We start from the raw sequence: 18186 nt of genomic DNA on the forward strand, positions 1-18186 counted from the left end.
CCTGCTGACGCACATAAACTGCGCCCCCATCGAGCAGGCCTCTTCGACAACTCCAGAGACAAACATGATCCAACTTCCTTCATTCTCGCGCCGTCGCGCCGTCCTCACTGTTTTGGCCAGTGGGGCTTCCAGCCTCGGCTTGTTCTCGGGCTCGGCCCGCGCACAGGCGTTTCCCAATCGACCCATCAAGCTGTTGGTGCCTGTGGCTGCAGGTGGAGGCACCGACTTGATCGCCCGTGTCGTGGCAGATGCACTTTCGCGCACGATGGGGCAGACCTGGGTCGTGGACAACCAGGCTGGCGCAGGCGGTCAGATCGCGTCGCAAGCTACCGCACGGGCGGCGGCCGACGGGTACAGCCTCATGCTGGGTTATGTGAGCACGCATGGCACCCTGCCAGCAGTGCGCAAACTCCCCTATGACACCCAGAAGGACTTCACCTATATCGGGATGATCGGGGGCGCCCCCAATGTGCTGGTGTCCAACGCGGTGCGTGGTCCGCAAACATTTCAGCAGTTTCTGCAAGACGTGCGAGCGAACCCTGGGAGGGACAGCTTCGGTTCGGCCGGTGCAGGCACCATCACGCACCTGGTCTTTGAACGATTGAAAGTCGCAACGAACACGTCCATCGTCCATGTGCCTTACAAGGGGGTCGCGCCGGTCATGACCGACCTGCTGGCCAACCAGATTCAGTACGCCATGCCAGGGCTGGCAGGCGCGCTCAACTACATCCGCAGCGGCAAGGCGACCGCGTTGGCCGTGACGGGCCCGCGCCGTCATCCCTTGTTGCCAGACGTCCCCACGCTCAAGGAGCTGGGCGTTCCCGACTTCGAGGCCGTGCAGTGGGTCGGCATCATGGGGCCTGCCGGCATCCCCGCCGATGTCGGTCAAAAGCTGACCGCATCGCTGAATGAAGTGCTCAAGCAAAAGGAGCTGGCCGAAAAGCTGACCAGCGAGGGGATCGAAGTCATGCCGATGAGCGTCGAGGCCTTCCGATCGTATGTTGCCGCCGACTCCGTGCGCTGGCGCGAAGTGGTGAAAAAGAGCGATATCAAGGAGTCTTGAAGATGAGGGCCAAGAAAAGAAGAATAGCCATTGTCGTGATGTCCGATGAGCACTCGGGCGTGGCGCTGTCATCGGCCGGGCATCCCTGGATCAAGACGCCGAACCTGGATGCGTTCGCCGCGTCTGGCTCGCGGTTCTCCTCGGCTTACACCAATTCGCCTATCTGTATTCCCGCGCGCGCTTCGTTCACCACGGGACGCTACACCCACGCTACCCGTCACTGGGACAATGCCCTGCCGTACACCGGCTCGCCCAAGGGTTGGACCCATCTGCTGCGCGATGCAGGCTACGACGTCACGTCCATCGGCAAGCTGCATTTTCGCAATGAGACCGACGACACGGGCTTCAGCCGCCAGATCGAGCCCATGCACGTGGTCAATGGTGTTGGTGACTTGCTGGGCGCTGTGCGCGATCCCTTGCCGGTCCGTCACAAGGCGAAGTCCATGTCCGAAGAAATCGGCATCGGCGAGAGCAGCTACACCCAGTACGACCGGCGCATTGCAGATGCATCGGTGGACTGGATCCGTGAGCACGCATCGCAGGACGGCTGGGTCTTGTTCTCGTCGTTTGTGGCGCCCCACTTTCCGCTGATTGCTCCGGAGGAATTCGCGTCACGCTACCGCCTGGAAGACGTGCCCTTGCCCAAGTTGCACCGCGCCGAAGACCGCAACGATCACCCTTGGGTGTCTGCACTGCGCACCTGCTTTCCCCATGACATCCATTTCAACGACGACTTGCGCCGTCGCGCACTGCTGAGCTATGCGGGCTTGTGCAGCTTCATGGACTGGAACTTCCAACGGATTTGCGATGCGATAGAGGCCGAGGGGCTCGCCGATGAAGCCTTGGTCATCTACACGAGCGATCATGGCGACAACATGGGAACACGGGCCTTGTGGGGCAAGTCGACGTTGTACGAGGAGGCCGCACGCGTGCCCATGCTGGTGCGCGCCCCGGGGCACAACCTGCGCAAGGTCGTCGCCACACAAGCGTCGCTGGTGGACGTGGCCCCGACCTTGCTGGAATGGATGGGCTTGGATGTCCCGCGCGATTGGCCGGGTCGATCGCTCGTGCAAATGGCCGAACAACCCGACGATCTGACCCGTCCCGCCTTCTCCGAATACCACGCAGCCGGCGCCAAGACGGGTGCCTACATGCTGCGGCGCGGACCGTGGAAGCTGATCCACTACGTCGACATGCAACCCCAGCTGTTCGATCTGGATGCGGATCCCGAAGAGCTCGTCGATCTGGTGCCCGGGGGGCAACACGACAGCGTCGTGCAGGAGCTGACGCTGGCCCTGCGAGCCATCGTGGATGTGGAGGCGCAGGACCGCCAGGCCAAAGCCGACCAGCATGCGCTGGTGGAGTTGCACGGTGGCCGACAAGCTGTCGTTGAGCGCGGAGGCTTTGGCGCAACGCCAGCGCCGGGGCTTAAACCGAAGTTCGCCTGAGCACCGTCTGCAGAAGGCATCGCGCCTGCCATCCGCGGCCTGAAGGCCGCTTTTGCTGCGCGTGTGCCGATCGCCATGCCCTCCAGATTCATGAAGCCCAAGACAATTGCCGTCGTTCGCCCACCGATCTCCACGGCCGAAACCTATCGACGTTTTTTGACCGCGCTCAAGGAGGCGGGCTTCTCGGGTGAAATGACGACCCTTTACGGGGATCGTCTGGTATTGGCAACGGATAACTCCGTTTACCAGCGGCTTCCTCAGGCCGTGGTCTTTCCGCGCGATACCGCCGATGTACAGCGTCTGGCGCGTCTCGTCGATTTGGACGTCTGGCGTTCGATTGTGTTGGTGCCACGCGGTGGTGGCACCGGCACCAACGGCCAATCGCTGACCGATGGCCTGGTGGTGGATCTGTCGCGGCACATGAACCGCATTCTTGAGATTGACGTGGCAGCGCGGCGCGTGCGTGTGCAAGCCGGCGTGGTGAAGGATCAACTCAATGCTGCGTTGAAGCCTCATGGGCTCTTCTTTGCGCCCGAGTTGTCCACCTCGAACCGTGCAACCATTGGTGGAATGGTGAGCACGGACGCCAGTGGGCAAGGTAGTTGCACCTATGGCAAGACGCGCGATCATGTCGTGGCGCTGGGCACGGTCCTGCTGGGCGGCGAGCTGCTGCACACGCATGCCATTGCATCGGACGAGCTGGAGAACCGTTGTGCGTTAGCGGGACGCAGCGGCCAGGTCTATCGAACGGCAGAAGCCATTCAACGGGAGCACAGCGCGCTCATCGATCAGGTGTTTCCGCCGCTCAACCGCTGCCTCACCGGGTACGACCTGGCGCACCTGCGAGAGGCGGATGGCCGCTTCAATCTCAACAGCGTGCTGTGTGGGTCGGAGGGCTCCTTGGGATTTGTGGTGGAGGCCACCTTGGGTGTTTTGCCCGTGCCCCAATTCACGGCGCTGGTCAACGTGCGATACGCGGCTTTCATGGATGCCCTGCGCGACGCTCAGGCCCTGATGGCACACCGTCCGTTGTCCATCGAGACGGTTGATTCCAAAGTGCTTTTGCTGGCCATGCGCGACATCGTCTGGAATGGTGTGGCCGACTATTTCCCGCAAGAGGACGACCGTCGGGAAACGCTGGGCATCAACCTTGTGGAGTTCAGTGGTGACGAGGAGGCCGAGTTGCGCGCACGTGTTGACGCGTTTGTCGAGCACCTGCGACGGGACCCGAGCGTGGAGCGCCTGGGGCACACCATCGCGGTCGGTCCCGAGGCTGTCGAACGGGTGTACGCAATGCGCAAGCGTGCGGTGGGCTTGTTGGGCAACGTGCAAGGCGAGGCGCGCCCCCAACCCTTCGTGGAAGACACGGCCGTGCCGCCCGAGAAGCTGGCCGACTACATCGCGGAGTTTCGGGCGCTGCTCGATGGTCATGGCCTTGCCTATGGCATGTTTGGTCATGTCGATGCAGGCGTGCTGCACGTGCGCCCGGCCCTGGACATGAAGGTGGCCGCACAGGCCGCCCTTGTTCGCCCGATTTCCGATGGCGTGGCGCGGTTGACGAAAAAGTATGGTGGCTTGCTCTGGGGCGAGCATGGGAAAGGGGTGCGCTCGGAGTATGCCCCCACGTTCTTCGGTGAACTGTATCCAGCGCTGCAGCAATTGAAGACGGCGTTCGACCCGTTCAATCAGCTCAATCCTGGCAAGGTCGCCACGCCGTTGGCGACGGCGGCTGAGTTGCTGAAGATCGACGGTGTGCCGTTGCGTGGGGAGGCCGATCGGCAAATCGACGAGCGAGTCTGGCAAAGCTATGGCTCGGCCATGCATTGCAATGGCAACGGCGCTTGCTACAACTACGATCCGGCCGATGCCATGTGTCCATCCTGGAAGGCCACGCGCGAACGTCTGCACTCACCCAAAGGCCGCGCCAGTGCCATTCGGGAGTGGCTCCGCTTGCAAGGCAAGGCCGGCATCAATGTTCTTGAGGCGCAGGCACGTGCTTCTTCGAGCGTTCATGGGTGGCTGACGCGATGGCGCAACGGGCGCGCAAAGAAGCGCGGAGAGGAAGACTTCTCGCACCAGGTCTACGATGCAATGGTCAGCTGCCTGGCCTGCAAATCCTGCGCTGGACAATGCCCCGTGAAGGTCAATGTGCCGGAGTTTCGCTCGCGGTTCCTGCAGCTGTACCACCAGCTCTACCCTCGACCTCTGAAGGACTATCTGATCGGCTCGCTTGAGTTCACCGTGCCTTGGCTGGCGCGGGTTCCAGGCTTTTACAACGCGTTGATGGCATCGGCTCCCATGCGCCATGCGCTTGAACGCTATGCAGGCATGGTGGACAGCCCTTTGCTGAGCCGCCATGACTTCAACTCGACGTTGCGGCGCCATGGGGTCGTGGCTGCCACGCCGAAACGCCTTGCGTCGCTCAGCGAAGAGGAGCAAAAACGAAGCGTCATTCTGGTTCAGGACGCGTTTACGCGGTACTTCGAAAGCCCGTTGGCTTCGGCTTTTGTCGAGTTGGCTGCGCACCTGGGACTTCGGGTCTTTCTGGCGCCTTTCCGGCCCAACGGCAAACCGTTGCAAGTCCAGGGTTTTCTCCACGCCTTCGACCGTGTCGCCACTCGAAACGCGGCGCAGCTGGGCGCGCTTGCAGCCTTCGGTGTTCCTCTGGTCGGGCTAGACCCGGCCATGACACTCGTGTACCGGCAGGAATACCGCAAGGTGGCCGGGGCAAGCGACTGCCCGGAGGTGCTGTTGCCGCAAGAGTGGTTGCTCAATGTCCTGGAGCCCGGTAACACCTCCGTTCAAGCTGCTACCACCTATCGCCTGCTGGCCCATTGCACCGAGAAGACGAACGTTCCGGCCAGCACCTCGCAATGGCAAGCCGTTTTCGCGCGTGTGGGACTGGTGCTCCAGAGTTCATCCAGCGGGTGCTGCGGAATGTCAGGCACCTATGGACATGAGACCCGCAACCGGCAGACATCCGAACGGATTTTTGACTTGTCCTGGGCCGCGTTGGTCGACCAGGGTGCAGCTGAACACGAGCCTGAGCTACTGGCGACGGGCTACTCATGCCGCAGCCAGGTCAAAAGGCTCCGGGCAAGCGAGTTGCGCCATCCCATTGCGGTGCTGCTCTCGACGCTTCGGGATTCGAAGGCAAGCACCAGTCTCTAAAGCGCTTCTCTGCGGGTCGAGCGGAAAGGTCGCTACGCGTTGAACTGCAAGGCCGCCAGCCCCGCATACACCCCACCGTGCGCCACCAGTTCCGCATGCGTGCCTTGCTCCACCAGCCGGCCGTGGTCGAGCACCACGATGCGGTCGGCCTTCTGCACGGTGGCCAGGCGGTGCGCGATCACGAGCGTTGTGCGGTCCTTCATGGCCGATTCGAGCGCGGCCTGCACCATGCGCTCGCTTTGCGCGTCCAGCGCGCTGGTGGCCTCGTCGAGCAGCAGCAGGGGCGGGTTCTTGAGCATGGCGCGCGCGATGGCGATGCGCTGGCGTTGTCCACCTGAGAGCCGCACGCCGCGTTCGCCCAGAAAGGTGTCGTAGCCCTCGGGCAGCTTGTCGATGAATTCGTCCGCGAAGGCGGCCTGGGCGGCCGCGCGTACCTCGTCATCGCTCGCCCCGGGCTTGCCGTAGCGGATGTTCTCCATCGCGCTGCTGGAGAAGATCACCGGGTCCTGCGGCACGATGCCGATGCGCTGGCGCAGCGCGTGCAGATCGAGCTGGTGGATCGGCACGCCATCGAGCCGGATGCTGCCTTGCGCCGGGTCGTAGTAGCGCAGCAGCAGGCCGAACACCGTGGTCTTGCCCGCGCCGCTGGGACCGACGAGCGCCACGGTCTGGCCTGGCTGCACGTCCAGCGTGAAGCCGCTGAGCGCGGCCTGCGCGGGGCGCGAGGGGTAGTGGAAAGTGACGCCGTCGAACGCCAGCGCGCTGCCACCTTGTGGCGTGGCGGCTTGCAGCGGTTGGGCCGGCGACTGCACGGGCGATGCGCTGGCCAGCAGCTCCATCAGCCGCTCGCTCGCGCCCGCCGCGCGCAGCAGGTCGCCATACACCTCGCCCAGCACACCCACCGCGCCGGCGAGGATGATGATGTAGACCACGGTCTGCCCCAGGTGGCCGGGCGTGATGGTGCCGGCCAACACCGCCTGCGTGCCCTGGTACAGGCCCCAGAGCAGCAGCGCGGCGGTGGAGATGATGATGAAGGCCACCATGCCGGCGCGCGCCTTGGTGCGGCGGATGGCGGTGATGAAGGCGCTCTCCGTCGAGCCGCGGAAACGCGTGGCCTCGCGCTCTTCGGCGGTGTAGCTCTGCACGATGGGAATGGCGTTGAGCACCTCGGCCGCGATGGCGCTCGAATCGGCCACGCGGTCCTGGCTGGCGCGCGAGAGCTTGCGCACGCGCCGGCCGAACCACATGCTGGGCAGCACCACCAGCAGGATGATCAGCAGCACTTGCAGCATCACGTACGGGTTGGTCCACACCAGCATGATCAGTGCGCCGATGCCCATCACCGCGTTGCGCAGGCCCATGGACAGCGAGGAGCCCACCACGGTCTGCACCAGCGTGGTGTCGGTGGTCAGGCGCGAGAGCACTTCGCCGGTCTGCGTGGTCTCGAAGAACTGCGGGCTTTGCCGCAGCACGTGGCTGTAGACCGCGCTGCGCAGATCGGCCGTGATGCGCTCGCCCAGCCAGCTCACGAGGTAGAAGCGCGCCGCGGAAAACAGCCCGAGCGCGACCGCCACGGCAAAGAGCTCGAAGAAGTGGCCGCGCAGGCCCATGGCTTGCGCGCTGCGGTCGCCGGTCACCAGGCCGCCATCGATCAGGCCGCGCAACGCCACCGGAAACAGCAGCGTGGCGACCGCCGCCAGCACCAGGAACAGCAGCGCCAGCGCGATCTGGAGGCGGTAGGGACGCATGAACGGGAAGAGGCCTCCGAGCGAGGTCGGCGTGGTGGCTTTGGGGCGTTCGGCGGCGAGGGACTGGGGCATGGTGGTTCCGATGGAGGGCCGGCAAGTGGACCTGAACGTGCGGGGTGCGCTGCTAGGATGCGTGCGAACTCAATCACATCAAGGGCAGAGGATGGCACAACAAGATGATTTCGCACCCACCGAGGTGCTGGCGGGCCAAGGCGCGTCCCGCGCCATGGAGGGGCTGGGCATCCAGTTCACCGGTTCGGGCAGCGAGTACTTTCGCATCTGGATGGTGAATCTGCTGCTCACGTTGGTCACGTTCACGCTCTATGTGCCGTTTGCGCGCGCGCGCCGCATCGCCTACTTCCAGAACAACACGCTGGTGGGTGGCGACCCGCTGGGCTTCCATGCCGACCCGTGGAAGATGTTCCGAGGCTACCTGCTGGTGCTTGCGCTCGGCGTGGGCTATTGGGCGGTGTCGAACTTCCAGCCCGGCCTGGCCTGGATTGCGCTGGTGGTGTTCGCGGCCCTGTGGCCCGCGCTGTGGCGCGCCTCGCTGCAGTTCCGCCTGCGCAACACCAGTTGGCGCGGCGTGCGTTTTTCGTTCGAAGGCGATCTCAAGTCGGCCTACATCGCCCTGCTGCCGTTCTTCCTGCCGGCCCTGGCGTTCGTGCTGTTTCTGCCACAGGTGGAAGAGGGCGAAGAGATGACGCGCGAAGCGGCGCAGACCGTGGCGACCGTCATGGGCGTGGTCACCGTGGCCTTCATGGTGCTGCTGCCCTGGCTGTTCGCGCGCATCAAGCGCTACCAGCATGGCGGCTACGCCTTCGCGCAGGAGCGCACGGCGCTGAAAGTGGGCGCGGGCAGCTTCTACGTGTTGTTCCTCAAGACCTTGGGTGTGAGCATCCTGGTGGGTCTGGTGGCCGGCGCGGTGCTGATCGCGCCGCTGTTCCTGCTGGGCGGGGCGCTTGCGCCCCTGTTGATCACGGCCGCGCTGGCCGTGGTCTACCTGCTGGTGCCGCTGCTCACCATGCCCTACGTCCATTCGCGCCTGCAGAACCTGTTGTGGGGCAACACGCGCAGCCCGAAGATCCATTTCGAGAGCCGCTTGCGCTTTCGCGAGCTGTTCCGCGTCACGCTGGTCAACTGGCTGCTGATCGTGGTCACGCTCGGCCTGTACTGGCCCTTTGCCAAGGTGCGCACCGCGCGCCTGAAGCTCGAAGCCCTGTCGCTGGAAGTGGAGGGGCCGGTGGACGAATGGGTCGCGCGTGCGAAGCGCAGCCACCAGGGCGTGCTGGGGGATGCGGCGGGAGACTTCTTCGGCATCGACATGGGCCTGTGATGCGCGAAGGCGGCGCGCTCGAATCGTTGTGGTTTGACGGCCATTCGCCCAAAGCGCGTGCGGTGACGCTGCGCATCGAGGGCGCGCAGTTGCACCTGCGCGTGCACGACGACGCCACGCAAGCCGAGCGGCACTACCCGTTGAAGCGCGTGCGCTGGCCCGAGCGCCGCACCCACGGCCAGCGCCAGGCCGAGCTGCCCGACGGCGGCCTGATCCAGCACGCCAACGCCGCCGAGTGGGACGCGTGGTGGCAGGCCAGCGGCCAGCGCGACAGCGCCGTGGTGGGCTGGATGCAGAGCTGGCGCGCCACGCTGGTGGCGCTGGGCGGCACGGTGGTGTTTCTCGCGGCGGCCTGGGTCTGGGGCGTGCCCTGGTTGAGCCAGACGATCGCGCACCAGATCCCGGATTCGCTGGACACCCACATCGGCCGCCAGAGCTTGCAGCAGCTCGACCGCCTGTTTCTCAAGCCCAGTGCCTTGCCGCAGGCGCAGCAGGACGATCTGCGCAAGCGCTTCCAGGCGGTGGTGGAGAACGCCCATCCTCAAGGCGATGCACCGCCGTGGACGCTGGCCTTCCATGCCTCTTCCGTGCTCGGCGCCAACGCCTTTGCGCTGCCGGGTGGCTTCATCGTCATCACCGACGACCTGGTGAAGCTGCTGCACGACCAGCCCGATGCGATCGTGGGCGTGCTGGCGCACGAGCTCGGCCATGTGCAGCACCGCGATGGCCTGGACATGCTGGTGCGCGCCAGCCTCATCAGCGCCATGGTGGGCGTGGTGCTGGGCGACGCCAGCGGCTTTCTGGCCACCGTGCCGGCCACACTTGCCACGCAAGCCTATTCGCGCGACGCCGAGCGCCGTGCCGACGCGCATGCGGCGCGCCTGCTGCACCGCAGTGGCGTGTCGCCGGCGGTCATGGCGGTGTTCTTCGAGCGCATGCTGGAAGAGGAGTCGAAGGAAGAAGGCGAGCGCCAACCGAAGCGTCAAGAAGCGGGCGATGGCGACAGCGAAAAGGAGCGCAGCGTGTCGCTGCCCATTGCCATCGCGAGCCCCCCGGACCACGAAGAACGCATTCGTTATTTCCGCGAGTGGCAACCCGAAGAAGCGCGTTGAAATGCCGCTCCGATCTGCCCGATTTTTGGGCATCGTGGCGCAGGCCAGGCGGGCTGCGGCTTGCTGGAGTTGTGCCAGCGGTTATCCACAAGCTTGGACACAGTTGCTGTTCGTAACCCGGGCCTGCAGGGCATCGCCGCGGGCCAGATGCATCGCCGTGGCATAACCAAACGCGATGGCCGGGCCCAGTGTGATACCGGCCCCCGGGTACATGCCCGACATGACGGAGTTCATGTCGTTGCCGCAGGCGTAGAGGCCGGGAATGGCGGACCCTGCGTGCGACAACACCCGGCCATGCAGATCCGTGTCCAGTCCATGGCAGGTGCCGATGTCGCCCGGGTGCAGGCGGATGGCGTAGAAGGGGCCTTGGGCCAAGGGCGCCAGACAAGGGTTGGGGCGGTGCTCGGGGTCTCCCAGCATGCGGTTGTAGGCGCTGTCTCCTTTGCCGAAGTCCGGGTCCGCACCGCCTTGTGCGTGCGTGTTGAATTCAAGAACGGTCTGGGCCAGTGCGTCGGCAGGCACGCCCATCTGCTGCGCGAGTTCGCCCAGGGTGTCGGCTTTGAGCAGGTAGCCCTGTCGCACCAGTGAAGCCTGCAGGCGGCGGTTGGGGTGCGACACACCGAAACAGTACTGGTCCAGGTGGGCCTGGGTAGCCACGAGGTAGGCCGCGGTCGTTCCGGTGGTGGACGCCTGCGCCAGCATGGCCTGCGCGAACCCGTGGTAGTTGAGTGCCTCGTTGACGAAGCGGACACCGTGGGCATTCACCGCGATCAGGCCCGGCTTGGAGCGGTCCATGATGAGGTGAGGGTAGTGGTAGGTCGAACCGTCGGCCCGCGTGAGATGCGACACCGGCGACCAGAAGGCCGGCGTGGCCGGCGCACGGCCCATCGCGCCGCCTGCCGACAGGGCCATGGCAATGCCATCTCCGGTGGACGACGCAGGCGTGGCGCTGTTCACCTCGGCACCCGCGCTGAAGTAGCGCTGCCGCATCTCGGCGTTGTGGGGAAAGCCACCGGTGGCCAGCACCACCGCCTTGCGCGCCCGCACGGTGCGCAGCTGGTTCTGGTGCGACACCTGCACACCGACCACGCGGCCTTCGGGACCACCGTCCTGCAGCAGCGAGCGCACCTCGGCCTCGCGCCACACGGGTACTTGCCGGTCCAGCACGCTGCGGTACAGCCGCGCGGCCAGGGCACTGCCCAGCACCAGGCGCGTTCCTCGGGGATAGCGCCGCAGACGGTCCCACAGGTACTGGGTGCTCAGCTTCACCGCGTGCGTGAATCCCTTCCACGACTGTTTCCAGGCCATCAATTGCGTGGCATCGCCACCCGTCACCATCATGCCGCCCCACACCAGAAACTCGGGTGGTGGCATGCGCAGGTGCGCCAACGCGGGCCCCAGCCGCTGGCCATCGAAGGCCAGGCTCTCCAACGGGCGGCCATGCTGGCTTCCACCGGGCAGTTCGGGGTAGTAGTCGCACATGGCGCGCAGTGCAAAACGCACCTCGGAGTGCGCCTCCAGGTATTGGAATGCTGGCGGTGCCAGCGCGAGGTAGCGCTCCACCCGCTCGCGGTCCAGGTGCTCGCCGATGCAGGCTTCCATGTAGCGGCGCACATTCTCTGGCGGGTCCTGCACACCCGCGGCCTCGGCGAGGTGGTTGCCGGGCACCCAGCAAACCCCTGCCGAATAGGTGGTGCACCCACCCACCACCGGGGACTTCTCCAGCAGCAGGACCTGCAGGCCCTCGCTGGCGGCCACCAGAGCGGCCGTCATGCCGGCCGCGCCGGCGCCCACCACGACCACGTCGGTCTCGAAGTCTTGCGAAGAGGTCATGTTCATGGGCTGCAATGGGGCAACGGGCAGGGCGCCCGGGGGTTCAATCAAGCGTGATGTTGAGGGACTTGATGACCGGGCCAAAGCTCTTGCGCTCGCCCTCGATCAACGATTTGACCTCTGCAGGGCCACCCTTCAGGGGCAGGATGGTCAGCGTGTTCAGCGAGGTCTTCACCTCATCGGACTCCATCACGACGGCCAGCTCGCGGGCGATTTTCGCCACGATGGCATCGGGGATGCCTTTGGGGCCCAGCAGCACGGCGTAGGGGTTGGGGATGTGCACGTTGGGGTAGCCGGCTTCGGCCAGGGTGGGGATGTCCGGGAACGCGGGGAGCCGTTTCTCGGCGTTCACGGCGAAGGTCCTCACCTGGCCGCTGCGCATGAAGCCGCTGGTGGAGCTGGCTTCGTTGAGCATGAAGTCCACCTGCGCGCCGATGACGGCCTGCGCCACGGCCAGGCCGCCCTGGTAGGGCACCTGGGTCAGCTTGATGTCGGTCTGGTTCATGAACAGTTCCGATGCCAGCCGACCCGGCGAGGTGGCGCCGGTGTTGCCATTGGTCAGCTTCATCGGATTCTGTTTGGCGTGCTCGATGAATTCCTTGAGCGTCTTGAACGGCGAGTTGTTCGCCACCTGGAAGGTGTAGGTGTAGATGCCGATCGGCGCGATGGGCGTGTATGCGTCCACGTCGTAGGGCAGGGACTTGAAGAAGAACTGGTTGTTGGTGAACGGTTGGCCGAGCGTGTAGTAGAGCGTGTACCCGTCTGCCGGCGAACGGGTGACCGCCACCGTGGCCGGGATCAGGTTGCCGCCCGGCCTGTTTTCCACCACCACGTTCTGCCCCAGGCGCTTGCCCAGGCCTGCGGCGATGGGGCGGGCCAGGGAGTCCAGCGCGCCGCCAGCGGGGTACGGCACGATCAGCTTGATCGGCTTGTTGGGATAAGCGTCTTGCGCGTGTGCGCAGGCCATGCCAAGGGTGGCCAGCAAGGCCGCCAGAATGCTCGCGTAAGTCTTCATGAATAGTCTCCTGTTGTGGGCGATGAAACTCGGGCTGCTTGTTGACGTGCCATGGTGATGGCGGTGTCTTCGATCATGTCTTCCTGCCCGCCGACCAGGCCGCGCCGGCCCAGCTCCACGAGCAGATCGCGCGCCGACACGCCGTACTTTTTCTCGGCGCGCTGCGCGAACAGCAAAAAGCTGGAGTAGACCCCGGCGTAACCCAGCGTCAGGGCGTTGCGGTCTATGCGGATGGGCTGGTCCATCAAGGGCACCACGATGTCCTCGGCCACGTCCTGAATGGCGAACACGTCCACGCCGGTCTCGATGCCCATGCGGGCACACACCGCGACGAACACTTCCATGGGCGTGTTGCCGGCACCCGCGCCCAGGCCGGCGGCCGCGGCGTCGATGCGGTTGGCGCCGGCCTCGATCGCGGCGATCGAGTTGGCCACGCCCATGGCCAGGTTGTGGTGGCCATGGAAGCCCAGCTCGGTCTCGGGTTTCAAGGCATCGCGCAGCGCACCCACGCGGGCCGTCACATCGTCGGGCAGCATGTAGCCCGCCGAGTCGGTGATGTAGAGGCAGTGGGCGCCATAGCTCTCCATGAGCAAGGCCTGTTTGACCAGGGCCTGCGGTGTGCTCATGTGCGCCATCATGAGAAAGCCCACGGTGTCCAGACCGAGGGCGCGGGAGCGCGCAATGTGCTGTTCGCTGACGTCGGCTTCCGTGCAATGGGTGGCCACGCGAATGGTCGCCACGCCCAGTTCGAACGCCATCTGCAGATGGTCCACCGTGCCGATGCCCGGGATGAGCAGCGCGGACACGCGGGCCTGCTGCATCAACGGGATGACGGCACCCAGGTAGGCCTCGTCGGTGTGCGCGGGAAAGCCGTAGTTCACCGAGCTGCCACCCAGGCCGTCGCCGTGGGTGACTTCGATCAGCGGCACGCCTGCGGCGTCCAGGCCGCAGGCCACCGCCTTCATCTGCTCCAGCGTCAACTGGTGGCGTTTGGGGTGCATGCCGTCACGCAAGGTCATGTCGTGAACGGTGATTTTTCTGCCTCGCAGATCCATGGTGCTTGCCTTCATGCGACCGACTCTTCCAGCACGAGCGCGCCGCTGAGGATGTCGTGGGCGAACATCTCGGCCGTGCGCGTGGCGGCGGCGGTCATGATGTCCAGGTTGCCGGCGTAGGTGGGCAGGTAGTCGCCCAGGCCCTCCACCTCCATGAACACGGAGACGCGTTGGCCGTCGAACACCGGTCCGTTGACCAGGCGGTAACCCGGCACGTATTGCTGCACCTCGCGGATCATGGCCTGCACCGAGGCCGTGATCTCTTCTTCTCTGGGCAGCTCCTCGGTCAAACAGTGGACCGTGTCGCGCATGATGAGCGGGGGCTCGGCCGGGTTGATGACGATGATGGCCTTGCCCCGGCGCGCGCCGCCGATCTGCTCGACCGCGCCGGCGGTGGTCCGGGTGAACTCGTCGATGTTGCGGCGCGTGCCCGGTCCCACGGATCTGCTGGACACCGTGGCCACGATTTCGCCGTAGTCCACGGCCTGCACCCGCGAGACCGCCGCCACCATGGGAATGGTGGCTTGCCCGCCGCAGGTCACCATGTTCACGTTCATGGCACGGCGGCCCACATGCGCGCTCAGATTGACGGGCGGCACGCAGTACGGGCCGATCGCCGCCGGGGTCAGATCGATCATCAGCACGCCCAGCGCGTTGAGCAGCCGGCTGTTCTCGGCGTGGGCGTAGGCGCTGGTCGCATCGAAGGCGATCTGCACACCGTCGGCCTTGACGTGGGGCAGCAGACCTGCCAGGCCCTCGGCGGTGGTCTTCACGCCGAGCCCGCGGGCGCGCTGCAAACCTTCCGACGCGGTATCGATGCCCACCATCCAGACCGGCTCCAGCACGCGGCTGCGTCGCAGCTTGATCAGCAGATCGGTCCCGATGTTGCCGGGGCCGATCACGGCACATCGAATTTTTTCGCTCATGGAGCCGTCCTTTTCAATCGGGGGAGAAACGTGCGCAGACCGAACCGAGCCCGGACAGGCGGGCTTCGAAGACATCGCCTGCCGCAATGGGCACCATGGGCCCCAGCGCACCGGTGAGGATCAGGTCGCCCGCGCGCAGGGGCTGTGCCAGCGCCGCCATCTTTCGGGCCAGCCACACGGCGGCGTTCAAGGGATGGCCCAGGCAATCAGCGCCGGTGCCCGTTGACACGGTTTGCGCATTGCGGGTCATTTCCATGGCGCAGCGCCCGAGGTCCAGGGCGCTGAGCGGGCGCGGCGCGCCGCCCAGCACCACGACCCCGCTGGAAGCGTTGTCGGCCACGGTGTCGAAGAAGCGGATGTCCCAGTGGGCGATGCGGCTGTCGACCACTTCAATGGCGGGCAATGCGTAGGCTGTGGCGTTGATGACATCGACCATCGTGGCGTGCGGCATGTCCAGGTCGTGGCCCAGCACCAGCGCCACTTCCGCCTCGGCCTTGGGCTGCAGCAGCCGCGACATCGGGATCGGCTCGTTGTCGCCGTACACCATGTCGTCGAGCAAGGTGCCGAAGTCGGGTTGCGTGACACCGATCTGGGCTTGGACGGCCCGGGAGGTCAGGCCGATCTTGCGTCCCACGACCCGCGCCCCCCGGGCCACCGCATGGGCCACGTTGAGCTGCTGCACGGCATAGGCCGCTTGAATCCTGGCCGCTTCGTCCAGGCTCTCGGCCTCGCTGCGCAGGGGCGCTATGGGCGTGGCCAGGGACTGGGCCTGGCGCAGGCGCTGGGCCCATGGCTCGATCGGGTGGTCGGTGTTCATGAAGGCTGGGTCTCTTCCGGGGTGGGGGTGTCCATGAACAACACGCCAAAGCCGGCGATCAGTTCGGGAATCGCCTGGTAGTGGCGCATGTGTGTGCGTGGCGAGGTGTCGCCCAGGCTGCAGCGGGCGACCAGCCAGGTCTTGGACTCGTGGGCGGATCGGCCGGCGTCGGCTTCGATGCGGTGCTCGGCCATGCCGCTGAAGTAACCCAGGTCGCCGTGCTCCAGCGCGTCCATCCAGCGCCGGTCCCAATCGGGGTTGAGCGGTTTGGTGCCGGGTGCACCCTGGGACAGCGCCAGTCCCGCTTCCATGGCCCGCTGCGTGCGCTCCTGCCGTTGTGCGGGGGTGTAGTCCACGCGGGCGATGATGCGTTCGCGAACCGCCGGGTCCGGGTGGTCCATCGTGGGGGCCGGGGGCTCGTGCGAGAGACCGCCCGAGCCAATGACCAGCGTGCGCCCGGGCAGCGTGTCGAGGAAGCGGCCCAGGGCCTGGCCCAGTTCGATGCAGCGACCCACGCGCGCAATCGTCGGGCCGGCCAGCGCGTTGAGAAAGACCGGTACCACCGGTGGCGACTGCAGGCTGCCCCACAGCAGCACCAGTGGCTGCACGAAGGCATGGTCCACCCGCATGCGCCGCGACACCGACAGATCGAACCCGGCGTCCATCAGCGAGGTGGACAAGGCCAGCGCGGTGTGCGTGTCGACCCTCAAGGGGCCGGAAGGCATCAGGTAGTCGCCCACCGACACGGCGTCGGTGCCCACGCAGAAGGTGGGCATCAACTCGTTGAAGAAGCCGTTGTAGTGGTCGGGTGCCACGAGCACCACGCGGTCCGGTGCCCAGGCAAGCACGCGCGATTTCAGGATGTCGAGCGCCGACAGGAGTTCGGCTTCCACCGTCTGTGGCACCGTGGCCAGACCGAGCAAGGGGGTGTGCGAGAGACCGAGAAAGGCTCTCGACGAATGCGCGGCGGTCATGTCAGTGCCTCCTCTTGTTGAGCGTGTGGCACCGGCGCCTGTGTGGCGTTGTCTGGGGCAAGGTCCATGGTCGCGCTCAGGGCGCGCAAGGTCTCGTCGAGCTCCCAACCGGTGCAGACCGCTGCGACGATGCGGTCCGGTCGCAGCAGGACGATCGAGCCGGGGGCCTGGTCGAACCAGCGCTTGACGGTTCCGTCGCGGTCCGCCACGGCCAATGTGCCTTCGGGCACGCCGCGCTGCAGGTCCTGGCAGGCGGGGCGGACCACCACGGGAACCGCACCGAGCCTGGCCAGCACCGCGCGGCCAGCGGGTGTGATCCACGCATCGGCGCCGACGCTCCAGGACACGATCGCAAAGCGCAGGCCGATCACATCGTCGAGGCGGCGGGCTTGTCCTGCGGCATCGGTCACCCAGGGCTGGATCAGCATCTTGCCGACCACGCCCTTGGGGTCGGGTGCGCCCCGGTGCACCACCGCGCCGGTCTGGAAAAAGGGCATGGGCTTGAACCGCATTTCGCCGATGTACCGGCGCAAGGCTTCGAAGCGGAACAGCACCGGGGCCAGCACGTCGCGCAAGGCGCGCAGCACGGTATGGGACGGCACGAAGATGCGGCCCACCAGCACCGACAGATCGATCATCGCGCTGGCATGGGCGTGGCGCTCCTGGGTGTAGGTGTCCAGCAGGCGGTCCCCCGCCGCACCCTGGACCACCAACGCGAGCTTCCACGCCAGGTTGGTGGCGTCGCGAATGCCGGTGTTGAAGCCCTGTCCCTGCCACACCGGCATGAGGTGCGCGGCGTCGCCGGCCAGGAACACCCGGCCCTTGCGGAAGTCCGGCACGATGCGCGCGTGGTGCATGTAGACCCGGTGCCGCAGCACCTTGGGTTTCACCTCGGCCGGCAGCACGCGGGCGAGCAGTTCCTGCACGCGTTCGGGCCGGGCGAAGTCGGCTTCGTCCGCACCGCGCGGCACCATGAACTCGAAGCGGCGTATGCCGTGCGGCAAGGCGATCTCCACATAGGGGAAGTCGTTGCGCAGCACCAGGTTCACGTTGGGCGTGCCGACCGGGTCGTCCGCCAGATCGATGACCAGCCAGCGTGTCGACTCGCTGATGCCTTCGAAGGGCAGTCCCATGGCGCCACGGATGGGGCTGCGACCTCCATCGCAGCCCACGAGGTAGCGCGCCGTGGTCGTCCACCGGTTGCCCGCCGCCTCGCCGTCGGCATCGACGGGCTGCACCTGCACGGTCACCGCGTCCGCCGCGTCTGTGAACCCTTCCACGCGGCATTGCGTGCGCACCTGCACCTGCGCGAAGCGGCCCAGGCCTTGCAGCAACACCCGGTCGACCAGGGGTTGGATGAAGCCGTTGCGCCGGGGCCAGCCGAAGGGTTGTCCCGGCGGCATGATGGAAATCAGGGTCTGGCGATGGCGGTTGAGGAAACCCATGATCTGGTCGGGCACGGTGTGCTGTCGCACCGTGTCCACCAGCCCGACGGCCTGAAAACTGCGCAAGGTCTCGTCGTCCATGCCGACCCCGCGCGGGTAGTCGATCAGCTGGGGCAAAGCCTCCAGCACCAGCGTGCGAATGCCCAGTGCCCCCAGGTGGTTGGCCAGCGTCAGGCCCGCCGGGCCGGCCCCGGCGATCACCACGTCCCAGTCAACGCGTTGTCGTGTCATGGCGTGTGTCAT

13 protein-coding genes are annotated in these 18186 nt (G+C 66.0%); 5 read left to right on the forward strand and 8 right to left on the reverse strand.

The window, feature by feature from the left end; translation table 11 throughout:
* Positions 1-64: 64 nt before the first annotated feature.
* From F9K07_RS11415 to ydiJ, 3 genes are all read left to right on the forward strand, one after another.
* Positions 65-1063 (forward strand): Bug family tripartite tricarboxylate transporter substrate binding protein, encoded by a 999-nt coding sequence (locus F9K07_RS11415; protein ID WP_159593040.1) that lies wholly within the window; start codon positions 65-67, stop codon positions 1061-1063.
* A gap of 38 nt (positions 1064-1101) precedes the next feature.
* Entirely contained in the window at positions 1102-2511 is a 1410-nt protein-coding gene (locus F9K07_RS11420; RefSeq protein ID WP_236581897.1) for a sulfatase-like hydrolase/transferase, read from the forward strand.
* A gap of 90 nt (positions 2512-2601) precedes the next feature.
* Entirely contained in the window at positions 2602-5682 is a 3081-nt protein-coding gene (gene ydiJ, locus F9K07_RS11425; protein ID WP_159593046.1) for a D-2-hydroxyglutarate dehydrogenase YdiJ, read from the forward strand.
* A gap of 32 nt (positions 5683-5714) precedes the next feature.
* On the opposite strand, the gene F9K07_RS11430 is transcribed toward ydiJ, so the two are convergent.
* Positions 5715-7502 carry an ABC transporter transmembrane domain-containing protein gene (locus tag F9K07_RS11430; RefSeq protein WP_159593049.1) on the reverse strand — a complete coding sequence of 596 codons (1788 nt, stop codon included), beginning with the start codon at positions 7500-7502 and terminating at the stop codon, positions 5715-5717.
* A gap of 91 nt (positions 7503-7593) precedes the next feature.
* Between F9K07_RS11430 and F9K07_RS11435 the strand changes: the two genes are divergently transcribed.
* Positions 7594-8766, forward strand: a complete 1173-nt coding sequence (locus F9K07_RS11435) for a YjgN family protein (protein ID WP_159593052.1) — start codon at positions 7594-7596, stop codon at positions 8764-8766.
* Complete coding sequence (locus F9K07_RS11440) at positions 8766-9878, forward strand: M48 family metallopeptidase (RefSeq protein ID WP_159593055.1); 1113 nt, start codon at positions 8766-8768, stop codon at positions 9876-9878. The genes F9K07_RS11435 and F9K07_RS11440 overlap by 1 nt, the downstream gene beginning before the upstream one ends.
* Positions 9879-9959: 81 nt before the next feature.
* Here the strand turns inward: F9K07_RS11440 and F9K07_RS11445 are convergent, their stop codons facing one another.
* The 7 genes from F9K07_RS11445 to mhpA are packed head-to-tail and all read right to left on the reverse strand — an operon-like array spanning position 9960 to position 18174.
* Complete coding sequence (locus tag F9K07_RS11445; protein ID WP_159593058.1) at positions 9960-11717, reverse strand: FAD-dependent oxidoreductase; 1758 nt, start codon at positions 11715-11717, stop codon at positions 9960-9962.
* Positions 11718-11754: 37 nt separating this feature from the next.
* Positions 11755-12726 carry a Bug family tripartite tricarboxylate transporter substrate binding protein gene (locus F9K07_RS11450; RefSeq protein WP_159593061.1) on the reverse strand — a complete coding sequence of 324 codons (972 nt, stop codon included), beginning with the start codon at positions 12724-12726 and terminating at the stop codon, positions 11755-11757.
* Positions 12723-13781 (reverse strand): 4-hydroxy-2-oxovalerate aldolase, encoded by a 1059-nt coding sequence (gene dmpG, locus F9K07_RS11455; protein ID WP_159596900.1) that lies wholly within the window; start codon positions 13779-13781, stop codon positions 12723-12725. Before dmpG ends, F9K07_RS11450 begins: the two co-directional genes overlap by 4 nt.
* Positions 13782-13792: 11 nt before the next feature.
* Positions 13793-14707 (reverse strand): acetaldehyde dehydrogenase (acetylating), encoded by a 915-nt coding sequence (locus F9K07_RS11460; protein ID WP_159593064.1) that lies wholly within the window; start codon positions 14705-14707, stop codon positions 13793-13795.
* A gap of 13 nt (positions 14708-14720) precedes the next feature.
* Positions 14721-15524 (reverse strand): 2-keto-4-pentenoate hydratase, encoded by an 804-nt coding sequence (mhpD, locus tag F9K07_RS11465; protein WP_159593067.1) that lies wholly within the window; start codon positions 15522-15524, stop codon positions 14721-14723.
* The gene (locus F9K07_RS11470; RefSeq protein ID WP_159593070.1) at positions 15521-16498 is read right to left on the reverse strand and encodes a 3-carboxyethylcatechol 2,3-dioxygenase; all 978 of its coding nucleotides are present in this window, start codon (positions 16496-16498) and stop codon (positions 15521-15523) included. The genes mhpD and F9K07_RS11470 overlap by 4 nt, the downstream gene beginning before the upstream one ends.
* Positions 16495-18174, reverse strand: a complete 1680-nt coding sequence (mhpA, locus tag F9K07_RS11475; RefSeq protein WP_159593073.1) for a bifunctional 3-(3-hydroxy-phenyl)propionate/3-hydroxycinnamic acid hydroxylase MhpA — start codon at positions 18172-18174, stop codon at positions 16495-16497. The genes F9K07_RS11470 and mhpA overlap by 4 nt, the downstream gene beginning before the upstream one ends.
* Positions 18175-18186: the final 12 nt, after the last annotated feature.

Source organism: Hydrogenophaga sp. BPS33, from assembly GCF_009859475.1.
In the GTDB taxonomy this organism is placed as follows: Bacteria; Pseudomonadota; Gammaproteobacteria; order Burkholderiales; family Burkholderiaceae_C; genus Hydrogenophaga.